The following is a 17,546-nucleotide window of genomic DNA, read 5'->3' on the forward strand; positions in this document are numbered from 1 at the left end:
AACGGATTTGCATGCGCATGCTGATGGTTTTACCGGCAATCTGCCGGGCGATGGTATTGTTTTTGCTGGGTTTGCCAGCACTGCTGGCGGCTAGTCTTGCCCTTGCCCACGAAGGGCACGATCACGGCGCTGCGGCAGCGCCCCTCGCCATATCCCTGGTCTTCGATGCGCAAGGGACCTTATGGCGCGCCTCGGTAAAAGACGGTCATGTGCTGGTGGATAGCTCGCCCGATAAGGGCCAGCATTTTGATACGCCGCGCGTGGTGAATCCTGACGCGCAAAAAATCGGCGTGGATGGCGATGCCAAACCCAAGCTCGCCATCGGTAGCGCAGGCCAGCTCTATGTCACCTGGACGCAAGCCCTGCAAAAACCCTATACCGGCTATATCTGGTTTGCCCGCTCGGTGGATGACGGCAAGCACTTTGAGCCACCGTTTATCGTGCATCAGGACCGCGCCGAGATTACTCACCGCTTTGATGCGCTGGCCGTCAGCCGTGTGCCGGGGCAGGCCCAGGATCGGCTCTACGTCGGATGGGTGGACAAGCGTGATCTGCTGGCGGCGCAGGCCGCAGGTCAGCCCTATGCGGGCGCCGCGATCTATTACGCGGTATCGGACGATGGCGGCGCCAGTTTTGCTGCCGAGCGCAAGCTGGCTGACAGCAGTTGCGAATGTTGCCGCATTGCGCTGGTGACCCCGGATGACGGTTCGGGCGACGCCGTGGCGCTATGGCGCCATGTGTTCGAGGGTGGCGTGCGCGACCATGCCATCGCCAGATTCAATACCAAGCCCGTCGCTGCGGATGCCATCAAACGCGCCAGCTTTGGCAACTGGCAGATAGACGCCTGCCCACACCATGGCCCGGCGCTGGCGCAAGGCGGCGACTGGGGCTGGCACATGGCCTGGTTTGACGGTGGTACGCATAACCGCGAAAAAATGCCCGGCCTGTTTTACGCCCGCATGGACGGCGAAGCCTGGGTGTCTTCTCCCGCCAAACGCATAGGCGATGGCAGCAAGCAGGCTGGGCATCCGGCGCTGATCAGCCGCGGTGATGCGGTATGGCTGGCCTGGCGCGAGATGGAGGCCGATGGTAGCCGCCTTTACCTGATGCGCTCGGACGATGGAGGCCGCAGCTGGGGCCAGGCCGAGCCCATGCTCAGCACCGCCGGCAGTGCCGATTACCCCATGCTGCTCATGCGCGGCACCCAGGTCTATCTGGCCTGGAATACCGCACGCGATGGCCTGCTCTTGAAGGCGCTGGAGACGGCGCCGTGAGCGTGCGTGACCTGGCTGCCATCTGTGGCCGTGCTGCGCGTGGCATGGCGCGGGAGATTGCCCTGATCGGCTTGCTGATGGTGGTATCCGTGGTCGGCAGCCGCTGGGCCATGGCCGCCGACTTTCAGCCCTGGCAAGGGGAGAGCCGCCGGGCGCTTGAGCAGCAATACGCCCGCAAACCCTTTATTCTGGCCTTGTGGTCACTCGATTGTGCCTATTGTGCCGAGGACTTGCGCACGCTGGGCGCCTGGGTCAGGCAGCATCCGCACGTCACCCTGGTTACGGTCAATACCGATATCGGTCAGGCGACGGAAGCCGCAACATTCATCGATGGGCTGGCCTTGCCAGCCCATGCCCGCTGGCAGTTTGCCGGGAACGATGCCGATCGCCTGCGCTACCAACTGGACCCCGCCTGGTATGGCGAGCTGCCGCGCACCTATTTTTACGATGCCCGGCATCAGGTGCAAGCCATCAGTGGGCGGCCAGCCAAAGACTGGCTGGACAACTGGGGCCGCAGCCTGCCCTAGCGGACTCATGGCTACGCGGATATTCATGCGTGGCGCACTTCTTATCCCGAGTTTCCTGATTTCCGCTTTGTCTCCCATCTGAATTGTCTCCCATCTGAATCACTGGCGTTTCTGACAGGCCCGTCCCGTCTGCGCGTGCGACATCATGTCGCATTTTCAATTTCCCCTGCTTCGCTAGAATGCCTGCGCAACATGAGCCTGCGCAACATGAGCCTGCGCCTGCAGGCATGCGATATGAGAAAGACAGGGAGCCTATGAAACAAGCAATCCGCATGAAACATCTGCCATACGCGGTGGCTGTCGCCATCAGCGTGATGAACTGCAACAGCCTGTACGCCGAAGAAGCGACAGTGAAACTGCCCGAGGTGGTAGTCGATGCCAAAAAAGACAGCGAGCCTGTGCGGGCGCGCCCGCTCAATAGTGCAGATATGGTCGAAGTGCTGGCAGCTGAAGGCAGCCTGCAGTTTTACCAGTCGGGTGGAGTGTCGGCCTTGCCGGTGATACGCGGACTCAATGATGACCGCATCAAAATTCTGGTGGATGGCGCCGAGGTGACTGCTGCCTGTGGCAATCACATGAACTCTCCCTTGTCGTATGTTGCCCCGGCCACCGTGGCGAATGCCAGCGTGCTAGCGGGTATCACCCCCGTCAGCCAGGGTGGTGACAGCATCGCAGGGACTATCCTGCTGACGTCGCCCGCTCCGGTGTTCGCCGGGAATGGCGAGACGCTGGTGACCCAGGGCCGTTTCTCCAGCCTCTATCGCAGCAATAACAATGCCTTCAGCACCGCCCTCAGCGCCTCTGTTGCCAATGACAGCCTGAGCCTGGGCTTTACCGGCACCATAGACCGTGCGGGCAGTTACGAAGATGGCCGCGGCAACAAGGTACGCTCCACCCAGTTTGACCGCCGCACGCAAACGGTCAACGTTGCGGCCCGCGGCGAAGACCAGCTGCTGACCGTCAAGCTCACCCATCAGGATGTGCCGTTCCAGGGCTATGTGAATCAATACATGGACCTGATCAATAACCAGTCTGACGCCATCAATATCGGCTATAGCCGCACGTTTGCCTGGGGCGATCTGGATACCCGCATCTACTGGCAGAATGTGAATCACGAGATGGGCTTTTTCTCGAACGAGAAGACCGGCACCATGCCCATGAAAACCAAAGGCGAGGACATGGGCTATAGCATCAAGGCCACGGTGCCGCTGGATGCCATTCATACCCTGCGCATTGGCAACGAAGCCCACCGCCAGAAGCTGGATGACTTCTGGCCTGCTGTGCCTGGCAGCATGATGATGGGCCCGCAGACCTATGTGAATATCAACAATGGTCGTCGCGATCGCGTGGCCGTGTATGCCGAGGTGGCCTCCAGCTGGAGCAATCAGTGGAGCTCGCTGCTGGGCCTGCGCGAGGATGTGGTCCATACCAGCACCGGCGAGGTGCAATCCTACGGCGGCATGATGAACGCCACCGACAATGCGGCAGCCCAGGTTTTCAATGCAAGCAATCGCTCGCGTACCGATCAGAACATCGACGTCACTGCCATGGCGACCTATATCGCCAGCAACACCGCCAGTGTCGATTTCGGCTATGCCCGCAAAAACCGCGCGCCCAGTCTGTATGAACGCTATTCCTGGGGCCGCGGCACCATGGCCATGACCATGATAGGCTGGTTTGGCGATGCCAATGGCTATGTGGGAGACCCCGACCTCAAGCCGGAAACGGCCAATACCATTAGTGCTACGCTTAATCTGCACGATGCTGCCCAGGCCCAATGGCAAGTGAAGCTCACGCCGTATTACACCTACGTGCAGGATTATATTGGGGTGAATCGCATCGGCACCTTCAACCTGGCCAGCGGCGTGCCGCGTGCACTACTGCAATTCCAGAATCAGGATGCCCAGTTTTACGGGGTGGAAGCGGCCTTCAAGCGCAGCCTGTGGGATAACGCACGCTTTGGCCAAGGCCGTATCAGCGGCTCGCTGGGCTGGACGCGTGGCGAGCGCGTCAGCAATGGCGACGATCTCTATAACATCATGCCGTTGCAGTTCAAAGCCTCGCTGGAGCAGCGCATCGGCGCCTGGAGCAATGCCGTGGACCTGCAACTGGTGGACAGCAAAACCGCAGTCGATAGCGTACGCTTTGAGTCCAAAACGGCAGGCTACACCCTGGTGAACCTGCGCACTGGCTATCAATGGAAAAAGGCGCGGCTGGATCTCGGCGTCACCAATCTGTTCGACAAGTTCTACTACCTGCCCTTGGGCGGGGCCGATTATGCCAACTGGAATGCCAATGGCGGGCAGGGGGCAATTGGCCCTGTGGCTGGCATGGGGCGCTCGGTGAATGTGGGCTTGAGCGTGGATTTTTAACGAAAGTCAGGCCAGCATCTGGCCAACAAAAAACGGAGGCGAGTGAGTGACACTCGCCGCCGTTTTTTACACTTGCAGATTCGCCTTGAGCGCAGGGTTAACTTGCGATCTGGTTATCCTTGCTGATGAAATAACTCAGGCGCTTGCGCGGTTTGAGGAAGTGCATCGCGTCCTCTGGTAACTGCGAAGGCTTGAGGCAGAGGCTGATATTTATGCTGGGGTCGTCGCGCAGGTCGATCAGCTGGCTTTCTTCAGTCGATGAAGCCGGGTCATGCACCATGACAAAGGGGCGCAGCGGCTTGTCCATGTTGACTGACACCACAATGCCATGCAGGCCGGTGGAAAGCTGCACCACGCTGCCTGGCGGATACACACCCAGGCATTTGATCAGGCGCTTCAGCAGGCTTTCATCGAACTTGCTGCGCTGGTGGGCAAACATATAGGCCAGTGCTTCATACGGGGTGAGGGCTTTGTTTGTCAGCGCCGGGTTGCACAAGTTGTCGTAGACATTGACGATGGCCAGCAGGCGCGCCAGCAGCGATATGTCGTTCATCTTCAGGCGCTTGGGATAGCCGCTGCCGTCGGCATATTCGTGATGATGCAGGATCAGCTCGACTACTTCGGCCGACATGCCGCACTGTTTGGCAATGCGCGCGCCAATTTCACTATGCTGCTCCATGAAGGATTGCTCGGCCTTGGTTAGCGGCTCGGTTTTCATCAGCAGGCGGTTGGGAATCTCGATCTTGCCGATGTCATGAAACAGTGCAGCCAGGCCCAGGGTGCGGGCAAGTTCTTCCGACATGTCCATGGATTTGGACAGCATCAGCGCCAGCGTCGTTACATTCAGCGGGTGGTTGAAATGCTCATCCCCCGAGCGGTTGCCGCTCATGGCATAAATCGCGATGTCGCTCTCGCCCAGCACCGAGTCCACCATGCCTTCTATCAAGGTGTTGGCCTGCTGCAGGGAGGTCTGGGTTTGCGTCAGGATATTGCGCGTCACCTGCTTGGCCACATTGGCGGCTGCCAGGAATTTCTTTTCGCTTTCATCCAGCGCATGTTGCAGTTCTTGCAGGCGCAAGCCCGGGTCTGGCTGATGCCTGTCATGGGAAACAGGCTCCATGGGCGGCTCCACCAGCGGCCCTCGCGGCGAGAGGATGGGCTCTGGCATGGGCAGGGGGTCGCAATCACTGCGGTTGGGGTCGTAACGCAGGCGTTTGAGGCCAACCTTTTTGATGGTGGCGATCTGCTCTTCATCCTTGAGCTTGAAGTTGCTGAAGGTGAAGGGGTGGTCCATCCAGCCGAGATCCAGGTGGACATACAGTCCGACCCTCAGCTGGTTAACATCGATAAAGTGATTTTGTTGCGGGTTCATTTTTTATTGTTGAGTTGTTCTGCTCGCAAGAGCGCAGTGAATTCGCTGGCAGTGATCGGGCGGCTGTACAGATAGCCCTGACCCTGCTGGCACCCTATTTTCTTTAAAAAGCTCGCCTGTTGCCGTGTTTCTACCCCCTCGGCAATCACGGTAAAGCCCAGGCTCTGCGCCATGGCATTGATGGCGGTGGCAATGGCCGCGTCATCGCTGTTATTGGGCAGGTCGCGCACAAACGACTGGTCAATCTTGATCTTGTCCAGCGGCAAACGCTTGAGGTGGGAGAGCGACGAATAGCCCGTGCCAAAGTCGTCAATCGCCAGCCGCACCCCCAGATGCTTGATGCGATCAAACACATCAATCACATACTCCGTGTTGTGCATGACGGTGCTCTCGGTAATCTCCAGCTCCAGCAGATGCGATTCGCAATCGGTTTCCACCAGAATGCCGTACACGGTATCGGCAAAATTGCTGCGCTGTATCTGCACGCCGGAGACATTGACCGACACCCAGTCGATATCAAATCCCTGGTCGTGCCACTCCTTCACCTGCATGGCCGATTGCCGCAGCACCCATTCGCCGATGGGGATGATTAGCCCGGTTTCTTCCGCCAGCGGGATGAACTTGGCGGGCGATACCACACCCAGCTCCGGGTGTATCCAGCGGATCAGCGACTCGGCGCCGATAATGCGGCCGGTTTCCAGCGAGACCTGGGCCTGGTAATACACTTCAAACTGATCCCGTGCCAGCGCGCGGCGCAGCTGGTTTTCCAGGGTAAAGCGTTCCACCGCGTTCTGGCTCAGGTCGGCGGAGTAGAAGCAATGGTTGTTCTTGCCCTTGTTTTTCACCTGATACATGGCGATGTCGGCAGCCTTGATCAGGCCATCCACATCCAGGCTGTCGTCCGGGTAAACCGAAATGCCGACGCTGGCGCTGATGAACAGCTCGCGGCCATCAATCAGGAATTCATTCTGCAGGCTGCTGATGATCTTCTTGGCGACCTTGGCGGCATCTTCGCGTTCGCGCAGCACATCCATCATCACAATAAATTCATCGCCGCCCAGCCGGGCGACCGCATCGCTGTCGCGCACCGCAGCGCGTATGCGTTGCGACACCTCAAACAGCAGCTTGTCACCCATCTGATGGCCCAGAGTATCGTTGATCGCCTTGAAGCGATCCAGATCGACAAACAGCAGGGCAATCTCGTTCTGCTCGCGCTCGGCATATTTGATGGCATGGTCCAGCAGCTCATGCATCAGGCGGCGGTTGGGCAGGCCGGTGAGCGGATCGCGATTCACCAGCTCATTGAGCCGGCTTTGCGAATGCTTGATTTCACTGATGTCGGCAAACACGCCCACATAGTTGATCACCTTGCCTTCCTCATTGTTAACGGCGGTGAGCGTCACCCATTCGGCATATTGTTCGTTGTTCTTGCGCTGGTTCCAGAATTCGCCACGCCAGCGGCCTTCGCGCGTCAGGGCTTTCCATATCTCGCGGTGCGGCTCGGGTTTTTTCAGGTCGGCTTCCAGCACATTGGGGATATTCCCCAGCACATCATCCTCGGTATAGCCGGTGATGTCGGTAAAGCCCTGGTTGATGGCGATGGTGCGCAGCTCATCATCGGTGATGAAAATGCCTTCAGCCGTGCTTTCAAAGGCGATCTTGGCCTGATGCAAGCGGTGGTCGGAAGATTCGCGCTGAATCGCCACGCCGAAGGAGCGGCCGATGGACATCAGCGCCCCCAGCTCCTGCGAGGTGACGGTCGAGGCCGCATGATCGCGTTCTATCATGATCACACCCCACCAGTGGGCATGCACGAAAATCGGGATGATGACGAAAGACTGGCTATCGTGATTCAGCAGAAAGCGGCGTTCGTCAGGCGGGAAGTCATCGGCATTGCCAAAAATCGGGCTGCCCTGTTGCAGGATGTTGAGCCAGCGGCTGCAACCATCGCGCAGATAATCAATGCAGTGGTAACCATCGCTCAGTGGCTTGAAGCCAGGCGCATTCCAGTGATGCAGCAGTTCGGAAATAGGCGCTTCGGCTTCGATATCGCTGCTGTTTTTCAGCAAGGCTGCCCGGCTGGCATGGGAAGCCAGCCCCAGCAGTTCCAGCACGCCGACGGCGACTTTTTGCCAGGATTCCGAGGAGTGCAGCAGCCAGTCGCAGGAGATCAGCGCATCGAGGATGGCGCTGCGCTGTCGCAGCTGGCTCTCCACCTGCTTGCGGTCGGTGATGTCGCGCCCCAGGGTGACAATGCCATGGCGACTGCCGTCATCATGAAACAGTGGCACCTTGATCACATCCAGCACCCGGTCACCGCCGGGCAGCGGTACGGTTTCTTCTTCCCGCAGCAGCTGGCCGGTTTCCCAGACATATTCATCCGCCGCCTGCCAGTGCTGCATGAAGTCACGCAGATTGGGGTGCGTGAGATCGGCCAGTTCACGGTCGGTCTTGCCCTGGGTGTTGACGCCGTTGAGATGCAGCAGCGAAAGCCCGCTGGTATTGGCATGCAGCCAGCGGCCCGCACCATCTTTCAGGCAGATGTAGTCGGGGCTGGCATCAATCAGCTTGCGCAGCAGATTGAGCATGCTGCGCAGCTCGTATTCGCTGGCAAAGCGTTCGGTGACATCCTGCATGTAAAGCACATAGTCGGCGCCTGCGGTCGCTGGCTCCAGCGTTGCGATCTGCACACAAAAACTTTTGAGCGCATTGCCCACGGCATGCTGCAGGGTGAATTTGAGATTGTTTTTCTGTAGCTCGGCCAGCACGCGCTGACCTATGCTGGCAGGAAGTTTGGCGCGCGACGGGGATTTGAGGCTGAGAATCTGGAGGGCGTATGGGCTGGCGTAGCGAATATGCAGCTTGGCATCAAAAGCAATAACAGCGACTCCATCCATGGCGTGGAGTAGCTGATGAATCAGATCGGACTCTGTCTGTGCGGTCAGTGCCATACCAGAGATACGTAAATCGAGATCATGACAGGCTGGCCCGCTGCACGGCGGCGCGTAATACAGACATACTTCTTCCCCCGGATTGGTCTAAGTTTGCTGCATGACATTCATTTTTAATCAAGCCGTTAAGGCCCTAAATGTCGAATTCTCATGAAGCTTATGGCGCTAAGTTACCACGAGGTCTGTCAGATGAAAACCTTTTATGCTTAAGGATATATCGGCCGGGTGCAGGTAAAACTTGAAATATGGAAAAACCCTCCCATCTATAGGGTATTCAAAATACATGACGAGGAGCAGGAAATGCGTATAGACAAGCTGACAACCAAATTTCAGCAAGCCCTGAGCGATGCGCAAAGTCTGGCTGTCGGCAACGATAATCCCAGCATAGAAGCGCAACACTTGTTGGCAGCGCTGATCAATCAGGAAGATGGCGGCACCCTGTCGCTACTGTCCCGGGCAGGGGTCAATACTGGCAACCTGAAAGGCAGTTTGCAAAAAGCCATCGAGAGCTTGCCCAAGATGGAAGAAAGCACGGGCGAAGTGACCGTGTCGCGTGAGCTGAACAATCTCTTGAACCTGACCGACAAGCACGCGCAAAAACGCGGCGATGCCTATATCGCCAGTGAGATGTTTTTGCTGGCGCTGGCCGAGGACAAGGGTGACACCGGCAAACTGCTGAAACAGGCCGGACTCAATAAATCCGCGCTGGAAGCGGCTATCAACGCCGTGCGCGGTGGGGATCAGGTGAATAGCCAGGAGTCGGAAGGCAATCGCGAGGCGCTGAAGAAATACACCATGGACCTGACCGAGCGTGCGCGCGCTGGCAAACTGGATCCGGTGATCGGGCGTGACGATGAAATCCGCCGTGCGATTCAGGTGCTGCAACGCCGCACCAAAAACAACCCGGTGCTGATCGGCGAGCCTGGCGTGGGTAAAACCGCCATTGTAGAAGGCCTGGCACAGCGCATTGTGAATGGCGAGGTGCCGGAATCGCTGAAGAACAAGCGCGTGCTGTCGCTGGATATGGCGGCATTACTGGCAGGCGCCAAATACCGCGGCGATTTTGAAGAGCGCCTGAAATCCGTGCTGAAAGAGCTGGCACAGGATGAAGGCCAGACCATCGTCTTTATTGATGAAATCCACACCATGGTTGGTGCGGGCAAGGCCGATGGCGCCATGGATGCCGGCAATATGCTGAAGCCTGCGCTGGCACGCGGTGAACTGCACTGCGTGGGCGCCACCACGCTGGACGAATATCGCCAGTACATAGAAAAAGATGCCGCGCTGGAGCGTCGTTTCCAGAAGGTGCTGGTGGATGAGCCCAGTGTGGAGGCGACCATTGCCATCTTGCGCGGCCTGCAGGAGAAATACGAGCTGCACCACGGCGTGGAGATTACCGATCCGGCGATTGTGGCGGCGGCTGAACTCTCGCAGCGCTACATCACCGACCGCTTTTTGCCAGACAAGGCGATTGACCTGATCGACGAAGCGGCCTCGCGCATCAAGATGGAAATCGACTCCAAGCCGGAGGTGATGGACAAACTGGACCGCCGCCTGATTCAGCTCAAGATTGAGCGCGAAGCCGTGCGCAAGGAAAAGGACGAAGCTTCGCAAAAACGCTTTGACCTGATTGAAGACGAGATCAAGCGCCTGGAGCGGGAATATGCCGATCTGGACGATATCTGGAAATCGGAAAAAGCCCAGGTCCAAGGCTCGGCCCATATCAAGGAAGCCATTGAAAAGCTGAAGCAGCAGATGGAAGAAGCCAAGCGCGAAGGCGACTGGCAGCGTGTGTCGGAAATGCAGTACGGCAAGTTGCCGCAGCTGGAAGCTCAGCTCAACAAGGCGGCGTCCGAAGAATTGAATGGCGTGCCGGTGAAAAACCGCCTGCTACGCACCCAGGTAGGCGCCGAGGAAATTGCCGAGGTGGTGAGCCGTGCGACCGGGATCCCCGTGTCCAAGATGCTGCAGGGTGAGCGCGACAAATTGCTGACCATGGAAGACAAGCTGCACGAGCGCGTGGTCGGCCAGGATGAGGCCGTGCGACTGGTGGCCGATGCCATCCGCCGCTCTCGCTCTGGTTTGTCGGACCCGAACCGGCCTTATGGCTCATTCCTGTTCCTGGGCCCGACGGGCGTCGGCAAGACCGAGCTATGCAAGGCGCTTGCCAACTTCCTGTTTGATTCGGAAGAGCATCTGGTGCGCATCGACATGAGCGAGTTCATGGAGAAGCATTCGGTATCGCGCCTGATTGGCGCGCCTCCCGGCTATGTGGGCTACGAAGAAGGTGGCACGCTGACCGAGGCGGTGCGGCGCAAACCTTATAGCGTGATCCTGCTGGATGAGGTGGAAAAGGCGCACCCGGATGTATTCAATGTGCTGCTGCAGGTGCTGGACGATGGTCGCCTGACCGATGGCCAGGGCCGTACTGTCGACTTCAAGAATACCGTCATCATCATGACCTCCAATCTGGGCAGCCAGATGATACAGAGCATGAGCGGCGACGATTATCAGGTGGTGAAGCTGGCGGTGATGGGCGAAGTCAAAACCCATTTCCGTCCGGAGTTCATCAACCGTATCGATGAAGTGGTGGTGTTCCACTCCCTGGGTGAAGCGCATGTGAAGTCGATTGCCGGCATCCAGTTGCAAAGCCTGGCAAAACGCCTGAATGCAATGGACATGCAGTTGGAAGTCACACCGTCTGCGCTGGCAGAGATTGCCGCTGCTGGCTTTGATCCGGTGTATGGTGCCCGTCCGCTCAAGCGTGCCATCCAGTCCGAGATCGAGAATCCGCTGGCGCGGGAAATCCTCAGTGGCAATTTTGCCGCCAAGGATACGATCAAGGTCGAGTACAAGGGTGGCAAGATGTTGTTCAGCAAGGCCTGAGTGCGATAAACCGTGGGTTTGCAACGGTGAGTTGAACCGCAGGCAGTAGAACGAAAAAAGCCGACGTCATGTCGGCTTTTTTCTTGCGCGCTATGTTCAGGCGAATTACAGCGCGGCAGCGATAGCAGTCGCCAGTGGCGTCGTTGGTCGACCGATCAGCTGGCTCAGCTGATGGCTGTCATCAAACAGCGCACCCTTGGAGGCACCCGTATCCGAATCTGCCAGCAGATCGGCGAGAAAGTCGGGCAGTCCGGCATCCAGCAGCGCTTTGGCATAGTCGGCCTGAGGCAGGTTCTCATACGCGATGGCCTTGCCTGAAAGGCGTGTCAGCTCGGCGGCAAATTCCGTCAGGGTATATGCCGTATCGCCTGCGAGTTCGTAAACCTTGCCAGCCTGGTTGGGTGTGCGTAATACAGCGGCGGCCGCTGCGGCGTAATCACTGCGCGTAGCCGAGGCGATTTTGCCGTCGCCTGCGCTGCCCAGCAGCACGCCGTATTGCAGCGCAGGTGGAATGCTGGCGGTGTAGTTTTCGGTATACCAGCCATTACGCAAAATCGCATATGGCAAGCCGGAGGCCTTGAGCGCCTGTTCGGTGGCCACGTGCTCGGCGGCGAGGCCCAGCGGAGAAGTGTCGGCGTGCAGCAGGCTGGTGTAGGCCAGCAGGCTGACATTGGCGCGCTTGGCGGCGGCAATCACATTCTGGTGTTGCGGCAGGCGCTGGCCGACTTCGCTGGATGAAATCAGCAGAATCTGGGTGGCACCGGCAAAGGCGGCATCCAGCGTTGCTGGTTGGGTATAGTCTGCTTGACGCACAACGACGCCGCGGGCGGCGAGGTCGGCCACCTTGGCGGGGGTGCGGACGGCGGCAATAATCTGGTTGGCAGGTACCGAGGTTAACAGCTCCTCAATAACCAGTCGGCCGAGTTGGCCGGAAGCTCCGGTAATCACGATCATGGTAAAACTCCTGTTGGCTTGAAATCAAAGAAAAGGCACAATAACAAACAAGCTAACTTTTAGTAAGTACTTACAGAAAGGTAAGTGTCAGCATGGTGAATCAGGAAACACGACAGGACGAATCGCTTGCCGCATTGATGGAGCGTGGCAACGTGTTTGCCGCGCAATGCCCCTCGCGCGAGGTGCTGAAGCATGTCACCAGTCGCTGGGGTGTGCTGGTGCTGGTGGCCTTGCTGGGCGGTACGCATCGCTTCAGCGATTTGCGCCGCAAAATAGGCGGCGTCAGCGAGCGCATGCTGGCGCAAACCCTGCAATGGCTGGAGCAGGATGGCTTTGTGTTGCGCACCTCTTACCCGGTGGTGCCGCCGCATGTGGAATACAGCCTGACCCCGCTGGGGCAGGAGGTGGGCTTGCGCGTGGAAGCGCTGGCCGACTGGATACAGGAAAAATTGCCGAATATCCTGGCCGCACAACAAGCCGATGCATAGCGCGATGCCGGCCTTTATGCATGGCAATGGCGTAGAATGCTGCAAGCCTTGAGGCGCACTCAAGACTTGCGTTGGCAAGCCGTTCAAGTAGAGCATGCGGCGCATTGGTGTTGGCGGATGTACTGTTCAAATCATGATGGGGTAACGTAAATCAGGCATGGGTAAATTCCCGATGATCTTGGTGTGGATGCTAGGTTTCAGCAGCTTGCCCGCTGGCATCGCCATGGCCGCTGAAAGTGCGTCGTCTGCCAGCCAGACGCAGCAGGCGCGCGCAATGGACGACATTCTGGATAATGAGCCGCCCGTCATTCGCCAGCTGCTGCAGGATGCCAGCCGCCTTGAAACCAGTCTGGACGAGGTGGAAGGTGAATGGCAGGCTGCTCGGTTGTATTGCCAGGCCTCGCGCATGGGCAGTGCCGAGGCGCAATATCGGCTCGGCATGCTGTATGCCTTTGGCAAGGGTGTGCCGCAGAGCCAGGCGCTGGGCGCCTCGCTATTCACTCTGGCATCGAGCCAGGGGCATTTTCAGGCGCAACGCATGCTGGAGACGATTGCGCTTACCTCCAGTGAATTGCCTCCCTGTGTATTGGCCGATGTCGCGCCGGACAAAGCGCCGTTGGACAGTTACGCCGGCAGTGATGCCGGCAGTGATGCCGCCCGTATCGAACAGCACATTGCCAGCCTGCCTGCCAACAAGCGCTGGCTGGTGGGCTTGGTGGATACCCTGGCGCGCTGGCATCAGGTGGACCCCAAGCTGATACTGTCGATTATTGCCGTGGAATCCAATTTCAAGCTGTCTGCCCGCTCTTCCAAGGAGGCCATGGGGCTGATGCAGCTGATCCCCGATACTGCCGAGCGTTTCAATGTGCGTAACGCTTACGATGCCAGCCAGAATATACGTGGCGGCATTGCCTACATGCGCTGGTTGCTGGCTTACTTCAAGGGCGATGTGCGTCTGGCGGTGGCTGGCTACAATGCGGGGGAGCGTGCAGTGGATCGCTATCGTGGCGTTCCGCCCTATGCCGAAACCCGTGCTTACGTAAAGCGAGTAATGGAGTTATACCCGCGCCTGCATCATCCCTATGACGAGCGCGTGGTGGACCCTACGCGCGTGATCATGAAGCAGGGGTAATATCGGCGCTGAAACATTTCACAAGCCCGTGCGTTGGCGATGAATTTTTGAATCGCCGGGCAGTCGAAACACCAATCACTAATTGTTCTGGAGATGAACGTGCAAACAATCAAACAGCTCTGGCTGGCCAGTATGTTAATGCTGCTGGCAGCGTGCGCTACCACCGGCCAGCAGGAACCGCAGGTCAAGCGGATTTCCCCCGAGGAGCTGGAACGCCTGATGCCGAAGCCGGTGCCGAATATCAGTCTGGAAGAGCTGGTGCAGCTTTCCAAAACGACCCCGCCTGATGAGCTGATCGCCAAAATCAAGGCCAGCAATTCGCAGTATGACCTTACGCCCTCGCAATCGGTGGAGCTGAGCAAGCAGGGCGTCAGCCCCAAGGTGCTGGACTATATTTACCAAACCCGTGAAGCCGCCTTGCGCGAAGGCTTTGCCGATGAAATCAACAAGCGTGAAAAAGCCAAGCGCGAAGAACAGGAACGTTTGCGCCGCGAATACCAGCTGCGTTATCAACCCTACTATGACCCTTGGTGGGGCTATAGCTACGGCCCCGGCCCTTACTGGCGTCGTCCTTTCTACGGCCCGAGTTTCCGGTACGGTTACGGCTGGTAATCCTTGCTAGCCGGGCAGGATGAACACAGCGCAGCCGCATTGCCCTGTGTACGTCTTGTCCGGCTTATAATTCTGCTTGATCTCATGGGAGAAGCAGATGCAACAATCATCCACGCACATCACCGTGCGCACGCAGGGCAAGCGCCTGTATGACATCACCCCGCAAGTCACCGACTGGGTCGCCGATACCGGCCTGCAGTCCGGCTTGCTCACGCTTTATATTCAGCACACCTCGGCCAGTATTCTGGTGAATGAAAATTACGACAGCGATGTGCTGGTGGACATGGAAGCCTTTTTTGCCCGCCTCGTGCCTGAGGGCGATCCATTATTCATTCACACCGCCGAAGGGCCGGATGATATGCCGGCTCACGTCCGCAGTGCGCTGACACAGACCAGTATCTCCATTCCCATCCTCAACGGCGCGCTCGCGCTCGGTACCTGGCAAGGCATCTTTCTGTATGAGCATCGCCGCATGTCGCATACGCGCAAAGTGCTGTTGCACGCGATAGGCGAGTAATGCAGATTCCCGCGTTCAATTTTGGCCAGATGCCGCGCATCGTGTTTGGTGCGGGCACCCGGCACCAATTGCCTGCATTGGCGGCTGAGTTCGGCTCACGCATCCTCATCCTTACCGGTGCGCGCTCGTTTACCGCGAGCGATGATTGGCCGGTGCTGCAAACCGCATTGCGCCATGCCGGCTTGTCCTTTGAGCATGCCGTGGTTGATGGCGAGCCCTCGCCGCAACTGGCCGATGCGCTGGCAAGCCAATATCGTGCTGCAGGCATTGAAGTCGTCATTGGCATAGGCGGCGGCAGTGTGCTGGATGCCGCCAAAGCGGTGGCGGGGTTGCTGCGCATCCCCAATAGCGTGATGGATTTTCTGGAAGGCGTCGGGCCGGAATTGCCTTATCGCGGCCCGGAAGTCCCGTTCATTGCCGTTCCCACGACAGCAGGCACGGGCTCGGAAGCCACCCGCAACGCCGTGCTTTCGCAACATGGCGAAGGTGGTTACAAGAAGTCATTCCGGCACGAGCGGCTGGTGGCGAACTATGCCGTGATAGACCCCGATCTGTTGGCGTCCTGCCTGCCTTCCCTGATCGCGGCCAATGGCATGGATGCCCTGACGCAATTGCTGGAGTCGTATGTTTCTACCCGCGCCAACCCGCTCACCGATGCCTTGGCCATGTCTGGCCTGCGGGCGGTGCGCGACAGCTTGTTGCCATGGTTTCGTGGCGAGGGCGATCTGGCGAGCCATCGTAGCAATATGGCGTATGCCGCCCTGTTATCCGGCATTACCCTGGCGCAGGTGGGGCTGGGTTCGGTGCATGGATTGGCGGCACCGCTAGGGGCATTTTTCCCGATGCCGCATGGCGTGGTTTGCGGCACGCTGGTGGCGGAATGCACGCGCGTCAATATCGCCTGTTTGCAAGAGCGGGCTCCGGGCAGCGACTTTCTCTGGCGGTATGCCCATGTGGGTAAAGTGCTGGCGAATGATATGCGGCTTGCTGAGGTCGATGGCCTGCATGCCCTGGTCGAGCGGCTGGAATTCCTCACCCGTGAAATGGCATTGCCCGTGCTCTCCAGCATGGGCATGCAGGCATCGGATATTCCTCGCGTGGTGGCCAACTGTCGTGGCAGCAGCATGAAAACCAACCCCGTCGTGCTGAGCGATGACGAGGTGGCGGGTATTTTGCAGGCCCGCTTATAACATTCACTTCATCGTAACGTCATGCGTTTGTCATCTACCCCGGCAACCATGGCGGCATGGATGATCAAACAACAATAGTGCGTCCCGCCATCGGGCAAGCCCGGCGCCTGGTACTGGTCACGGAAACCTGGCCGCCGGAAATCAATGGTGTAGCCATGACCTTGTCGCGGCTGGTGCAGGGCATTTCAGACCTTGGCTGGCAGGTGCGGCTGGTGCGGCCGCGCCAGAAGTCGGATGGCGAAGATTCTGCTGGTCACATGCTGGTGCCCGGTTTGCCTATCCCTGGCTATAGCGGTTTGCGCTTTGGCATGCCCATGGTGGAAAAACTGCGCCAGGCCTGGAAAAAAGAGCGGCCGGATGTGGTGCATATTGCCACCGAAGGTCCGCTGGGCTGGGCCGCCCTCAAGGTGGCACGCAATATGGGTATCCCCGTCACCTCCAGTTTTCATACCAACTTTCATCGCTACTGCAAGCACTACGGCATGAGCTGGCTGCGTGGCGTGGTGACGCGTCATCTGCGTCAGTTTCACAATCAGTCGGCGCTGACCATGGTGCCAAACGACACCCTGCGCCAGATGCTGCTGCAGGAAAACTATCGCAATGTGGCGGTGCTGGGTCGCGGTGTGGATAGCAGTCTGTTTTCACCTGCCCGCCGCAGCCCGGCCTTGCGCGCCGAGTGGGGACTGGCGCCGGATGATCTGGCGGTGATCTATGTTGGTCGGCTGGCGGCGGAGAAGAATCTGGCGCTGGTGATCAAGGCATTTGATGCCATACAGAAAGTGAATCCGACCGCCCGCATGGTCTGGGTGGGCAGTGGTCCGGAGGCACGCAAGCTGATGCGCCGCTATCCGCAGCATATTTTCTGCGGGGCAAAATCGGGCGAGGAGCTGGCGGAACACTATGCATCCGGCGATGTTTTCCTGTTCCCCAGCATGACCGAAACCTTTGGCAATGTGTTGACCGAAGCCATGGCCAGCGGCCTGGCAGTGGTGGCGTATGACTATGCTGCGGCTGAAATCTTCATACAGCCGGGTCTGAATGGCGTCAGGGTGCCATTTGGCGATAGCGCCGGGTTTATCCAGGCGGCGACGGCGCTGGTCGCTGACCCTGCGTTAATGCGGCAATACGGCGGCGCGGCCGCGAGCGCGGTGGCGCAGTGTTCCTGGCAAAGTGTGTGCCGTTTGTTTGATGGGTATTTGCAGGCGCAAATTCCTGCGCAGAATGTTCCAGAAGGCGTTGCCAGCCCCAGTCTGACGCCGCAGCTTTAAGTT

13 protein-coding genes are annotated in these 17,546 nt (G+C 58.6%); 10 read left to right on the forward strand and 3 right to left on the reverse strand.

All coding sequences use genetic code 11. The features are described from left to right. Positions 1–11 precede the first annotated feature (11 nt). The 3 genes from FNL37_RS13340 (at position 12) to FNL37_RS13350 (ending at position 4,173) form a co-directional block, all read left to right on the forward strand. Positions 12–1,274, forward strand: coding sequence for a sialidase family protein (locus FNL37_RS13340; RefSeq protein WP_159356460.1), 1,263 nt, complete (start codon positions 12–14; stop codon positions 1,272–1,274). After that, a complete protein-coding gene (locus tag FNL37_RS13345) occupies positions 1,271–1,801 on the forward strand; it encodes a thioredoxin domain-containing protein (protein ID WP_159356461.1) in 531 nt (176 codons plus the stop codon). The genes FNL37_RS13340 and FNL37_RS13345 overlap by 4 nt, the downstream gene beginning before the upstream one ends. Positions 1,802–2,073: 272 nt before the next feature. Next, positions 2,074–4,173, forward strand: coding sequence for a TonB-dependent receptor (locus tag FNL37_RS13350; RefSeq protein ID WP_170291291.1), 2,100 nt, complete (start codon positions 2,074–2,076; stop codon positions 4,171–4,173). 97 nt (positions 4,174–4,270) lie between these two features. On the opposite strand, the gene FNL37_RS13355 is transcribed toward FNL37_RS13350, so the two are convergent. Together FNL37_RS13355 and FNL37_RS13360 are read right to left on the reverse strand one after the other, a co-directional pair. Further along, entirely contained in the window at positions 4,271–5,545 is a 1,275-nt protein-coding gene (locus FNL37_RS13355; RefSeq protein WP_159356463.1) for an HD-GYP domain-containing protein, read from the reverse strand. Then, positions 5,542–8,496, reverse strand: a complete 2,955-nt coding sequence (locus FNL37_RS13360) for an EAL domain-containing protein (protein WP_159356464.1) — start codon at positions 8,494–8,496, stop codon at positions 5,542–5,544. The genes FNL37_RS13355 and FNL37_RS13360 overlap by 4 nt, the downstream gene beginning before the upstream one ends. 300 nt (positions 8,497–8,796) lie before the next feature. Between FNL37_RS13360 and clpB the strand changes: the two genes are divergently transcribed. Continuing rightward, positions 8,797–11,382: an ATP-dependent chaperone ClpB gene (gene clpB, locus FNL37_RS13365; protein ID WP_015829432.1), complete on the forward strand. Its 2,586-nt coding sequence runs from the start codon at positions 8,797–8,799 to the stop codon at positions 11,380–11,382. 105 nt (positions 11,383–11,487) lie between these two features. Here the strand turns inward: clpB and FNL37_RS13370 are convergent, their stop codons facing one another. Next, a complete protein-coding gene (locus FNL37_RS13370; RefSeq protein WP_159356465.1) occupies positions 11,488–12,336 on the reverse strand; it encodes an SDR family oxidoreductase in 849 nt (282 codons plus the stop codon). A gap of 92 nt (positions 12,337–12,428) precedes the next feature. Here FNL37_RS13370 and FNL37_RS13375 point away from each other — a divergent pair, with 92 nt between their 5' ends. From FNL37_RS13375 to FNL37_RS13400, 6 genes are all read left to right on the forward strand, one after another. Then, complete coding sequence (locus tag FNL37_RS13375; protein ID WP_159356466.1) at positions 12,429–12,824, forward strand: winged helix-turn-helix transcriptional regulator; 396 nt, start codon at positions 12,429–12,431, stop codon at positions 12,822–12,824. A 187-nt stretch (positions 12,825–13,011) separates the two neighbouring features. Beyond that, positions 13,012–13,956, forward strand: a complete 945-nt coding sequence (locus FNL37_RS13380) for a lytic transglycosylase domain-containing protein (RefSeq protein WP_244948303.1) — start codon at positions 13,012–13,014, stop codon at positions 13,954–13,956. A 93-nt stretch (positions 13,957–14,049) separates the two neighbouring features. Further along, positions 14,050–14,568, forward strand: a complete 519-nt coding sequence (locus FNL37_RS13385) for a hypothetical protein (RefSeq protein WP_244948304.1) — start codon at positions 14,050–14,052, stop codon at positions 14,566–14,568. Between the two features lie 97 nt (positions 14,569–14,665). Next, positions 14,666–15,085: a secondary thiamine-phosphate synthase enzyme YjbQ gene (locus tag FNL37_RS13390; RefSeq protein ID WP_159356469.1), complete on the forward strand. Its 420-nt coding sequence runs from the start codon at positions 14,666–14,668 to the stop codon at positions 15,083–15,085. Further along, positions 15,085–16,275, forward strand: a complete 1,191-nt coding sequence (locus FNL37_RS13395; RefSeq protein ID WP_159356470.1) for an iron-containing alcohol dehydrogenase — start codon at positions 15,085–15,087, stop codon at positions 16,273–16,275. Before FNL37_RS13390 ends, FNL37_RS13395 begins: the two co-directional genes overlap by 1 nt. Positions 16,276–16,331: 56 nt before the next feature. Further along, positions 16,332–17,543: a glycosyltransferase family 4 protein gene (locus tag FNL37_RS13400; RefSeq protein WP_159356471.1), complete on the forward strand. Its 1,212-nt coding sequence runs from the start codon at positions 16,332–16,334 to the stop codon at positions 17,541–17,543. Positions 17,544–17,546 lie beyond the last annotated feature (3 nt).

Source organism: Methylovorus glucosotrophus (assembly GCF_009858335.1).
In the GTDB taxonomy this organism is placed as follows: domain Bacteria; phylum Pseudomonadota; class Gammaproteobacteria; order Burkholderiales; family Methylophilaceae; genus Methylovorus; species Methylovorus glucosotrophus.

Excerpts from the sequence above, each read along its gene's own strand:
- FNL37_RS13340 (WP_159356460.1), top strand. The coding sequence starts at position 12 with ATGCGCATGCTGATGGTTTTACCGGCAATCTGCCGGGCGATGGTATTG.
- FNL37_RS13350 (WP_170291291.1), top strand. The coding sequence starts at position 2,074 with ATGAAACATCTGCCATACGCGGTGGCTGTCGCCATCAGCGTGATGAAC.
- FNL37_RS13355 (WP_159356463.1), bottom strand. The coding sequence starts at position 5,545 with ATGAACCCGCAACAAAATCACTTTATCGATGTTAACCAGCTGAGGGTC.
- FNL37_RS13360 (WP_159356464.1), bottom strand. The coding sequence starts at position 8,496 with ATGGCACTGACCGCACAGACAGAGTCCGATCTGATTCATCAGCTACTC.
- clpB (WP_015829432.1), top strand. The coding sequence starts at position 8,797 with ATGCGTATAGACAAGCTGACAACCAAATTTCAGCAAGCCCTGAGCGAT.
- FNL37_RS13370 (WP_159356465.1), bottom strand. The coding sequence starts at position 12,336 with ATGATCGTGATTACCGGAGCTTCCGGCCAACTCGGCCGACTGGTTATT.
- FNL37_RS13375 (WP_159356466.1), top strand. The coding sequence starts at position 12,429 with ATGGTGAATCAGGAAACACGACAGGACGAATCGCTTGCCGCATTGATG.
- FNL37_RS13380 (WP_244948303.1), top strand. The coding sequence starts at position 13,012 with ATGCTAGGTTTCAGCAGCTTGCCCGCTGGCATCGCCATGGCCGCTGAA.
- FNL37_RS13385 (WP_244948304.1), top strand. The coding sequence starts at position 14,050 with ATGAACGTGCAAACAATCAAACAGCTCTGGCTGGCCAGTATGTTAATG.
- FNL37_RS13390 (WP_159356469.1), top strand. The coding sequence starts at position 14,666 with ATGCAACAATCATCCACGCACATCACCGTGCGCACGCAGGGCAAGCGC.
- FNL37_RS13395 (WP_159356470.1), top strand. The coding sequence starts at position 15,085 with ATGCAGATTCCCGCGTTCAATTTTGGCCAGATGCCGCGCATCGTGTTT.
- FNL37_RS13400 (WP_159356471.1), top strand. The coding sequence starts at position 16,332 with ATGGATGATCAAACAACAATAGTGCGTCCCGCCATCGGGCAAGCCCGG.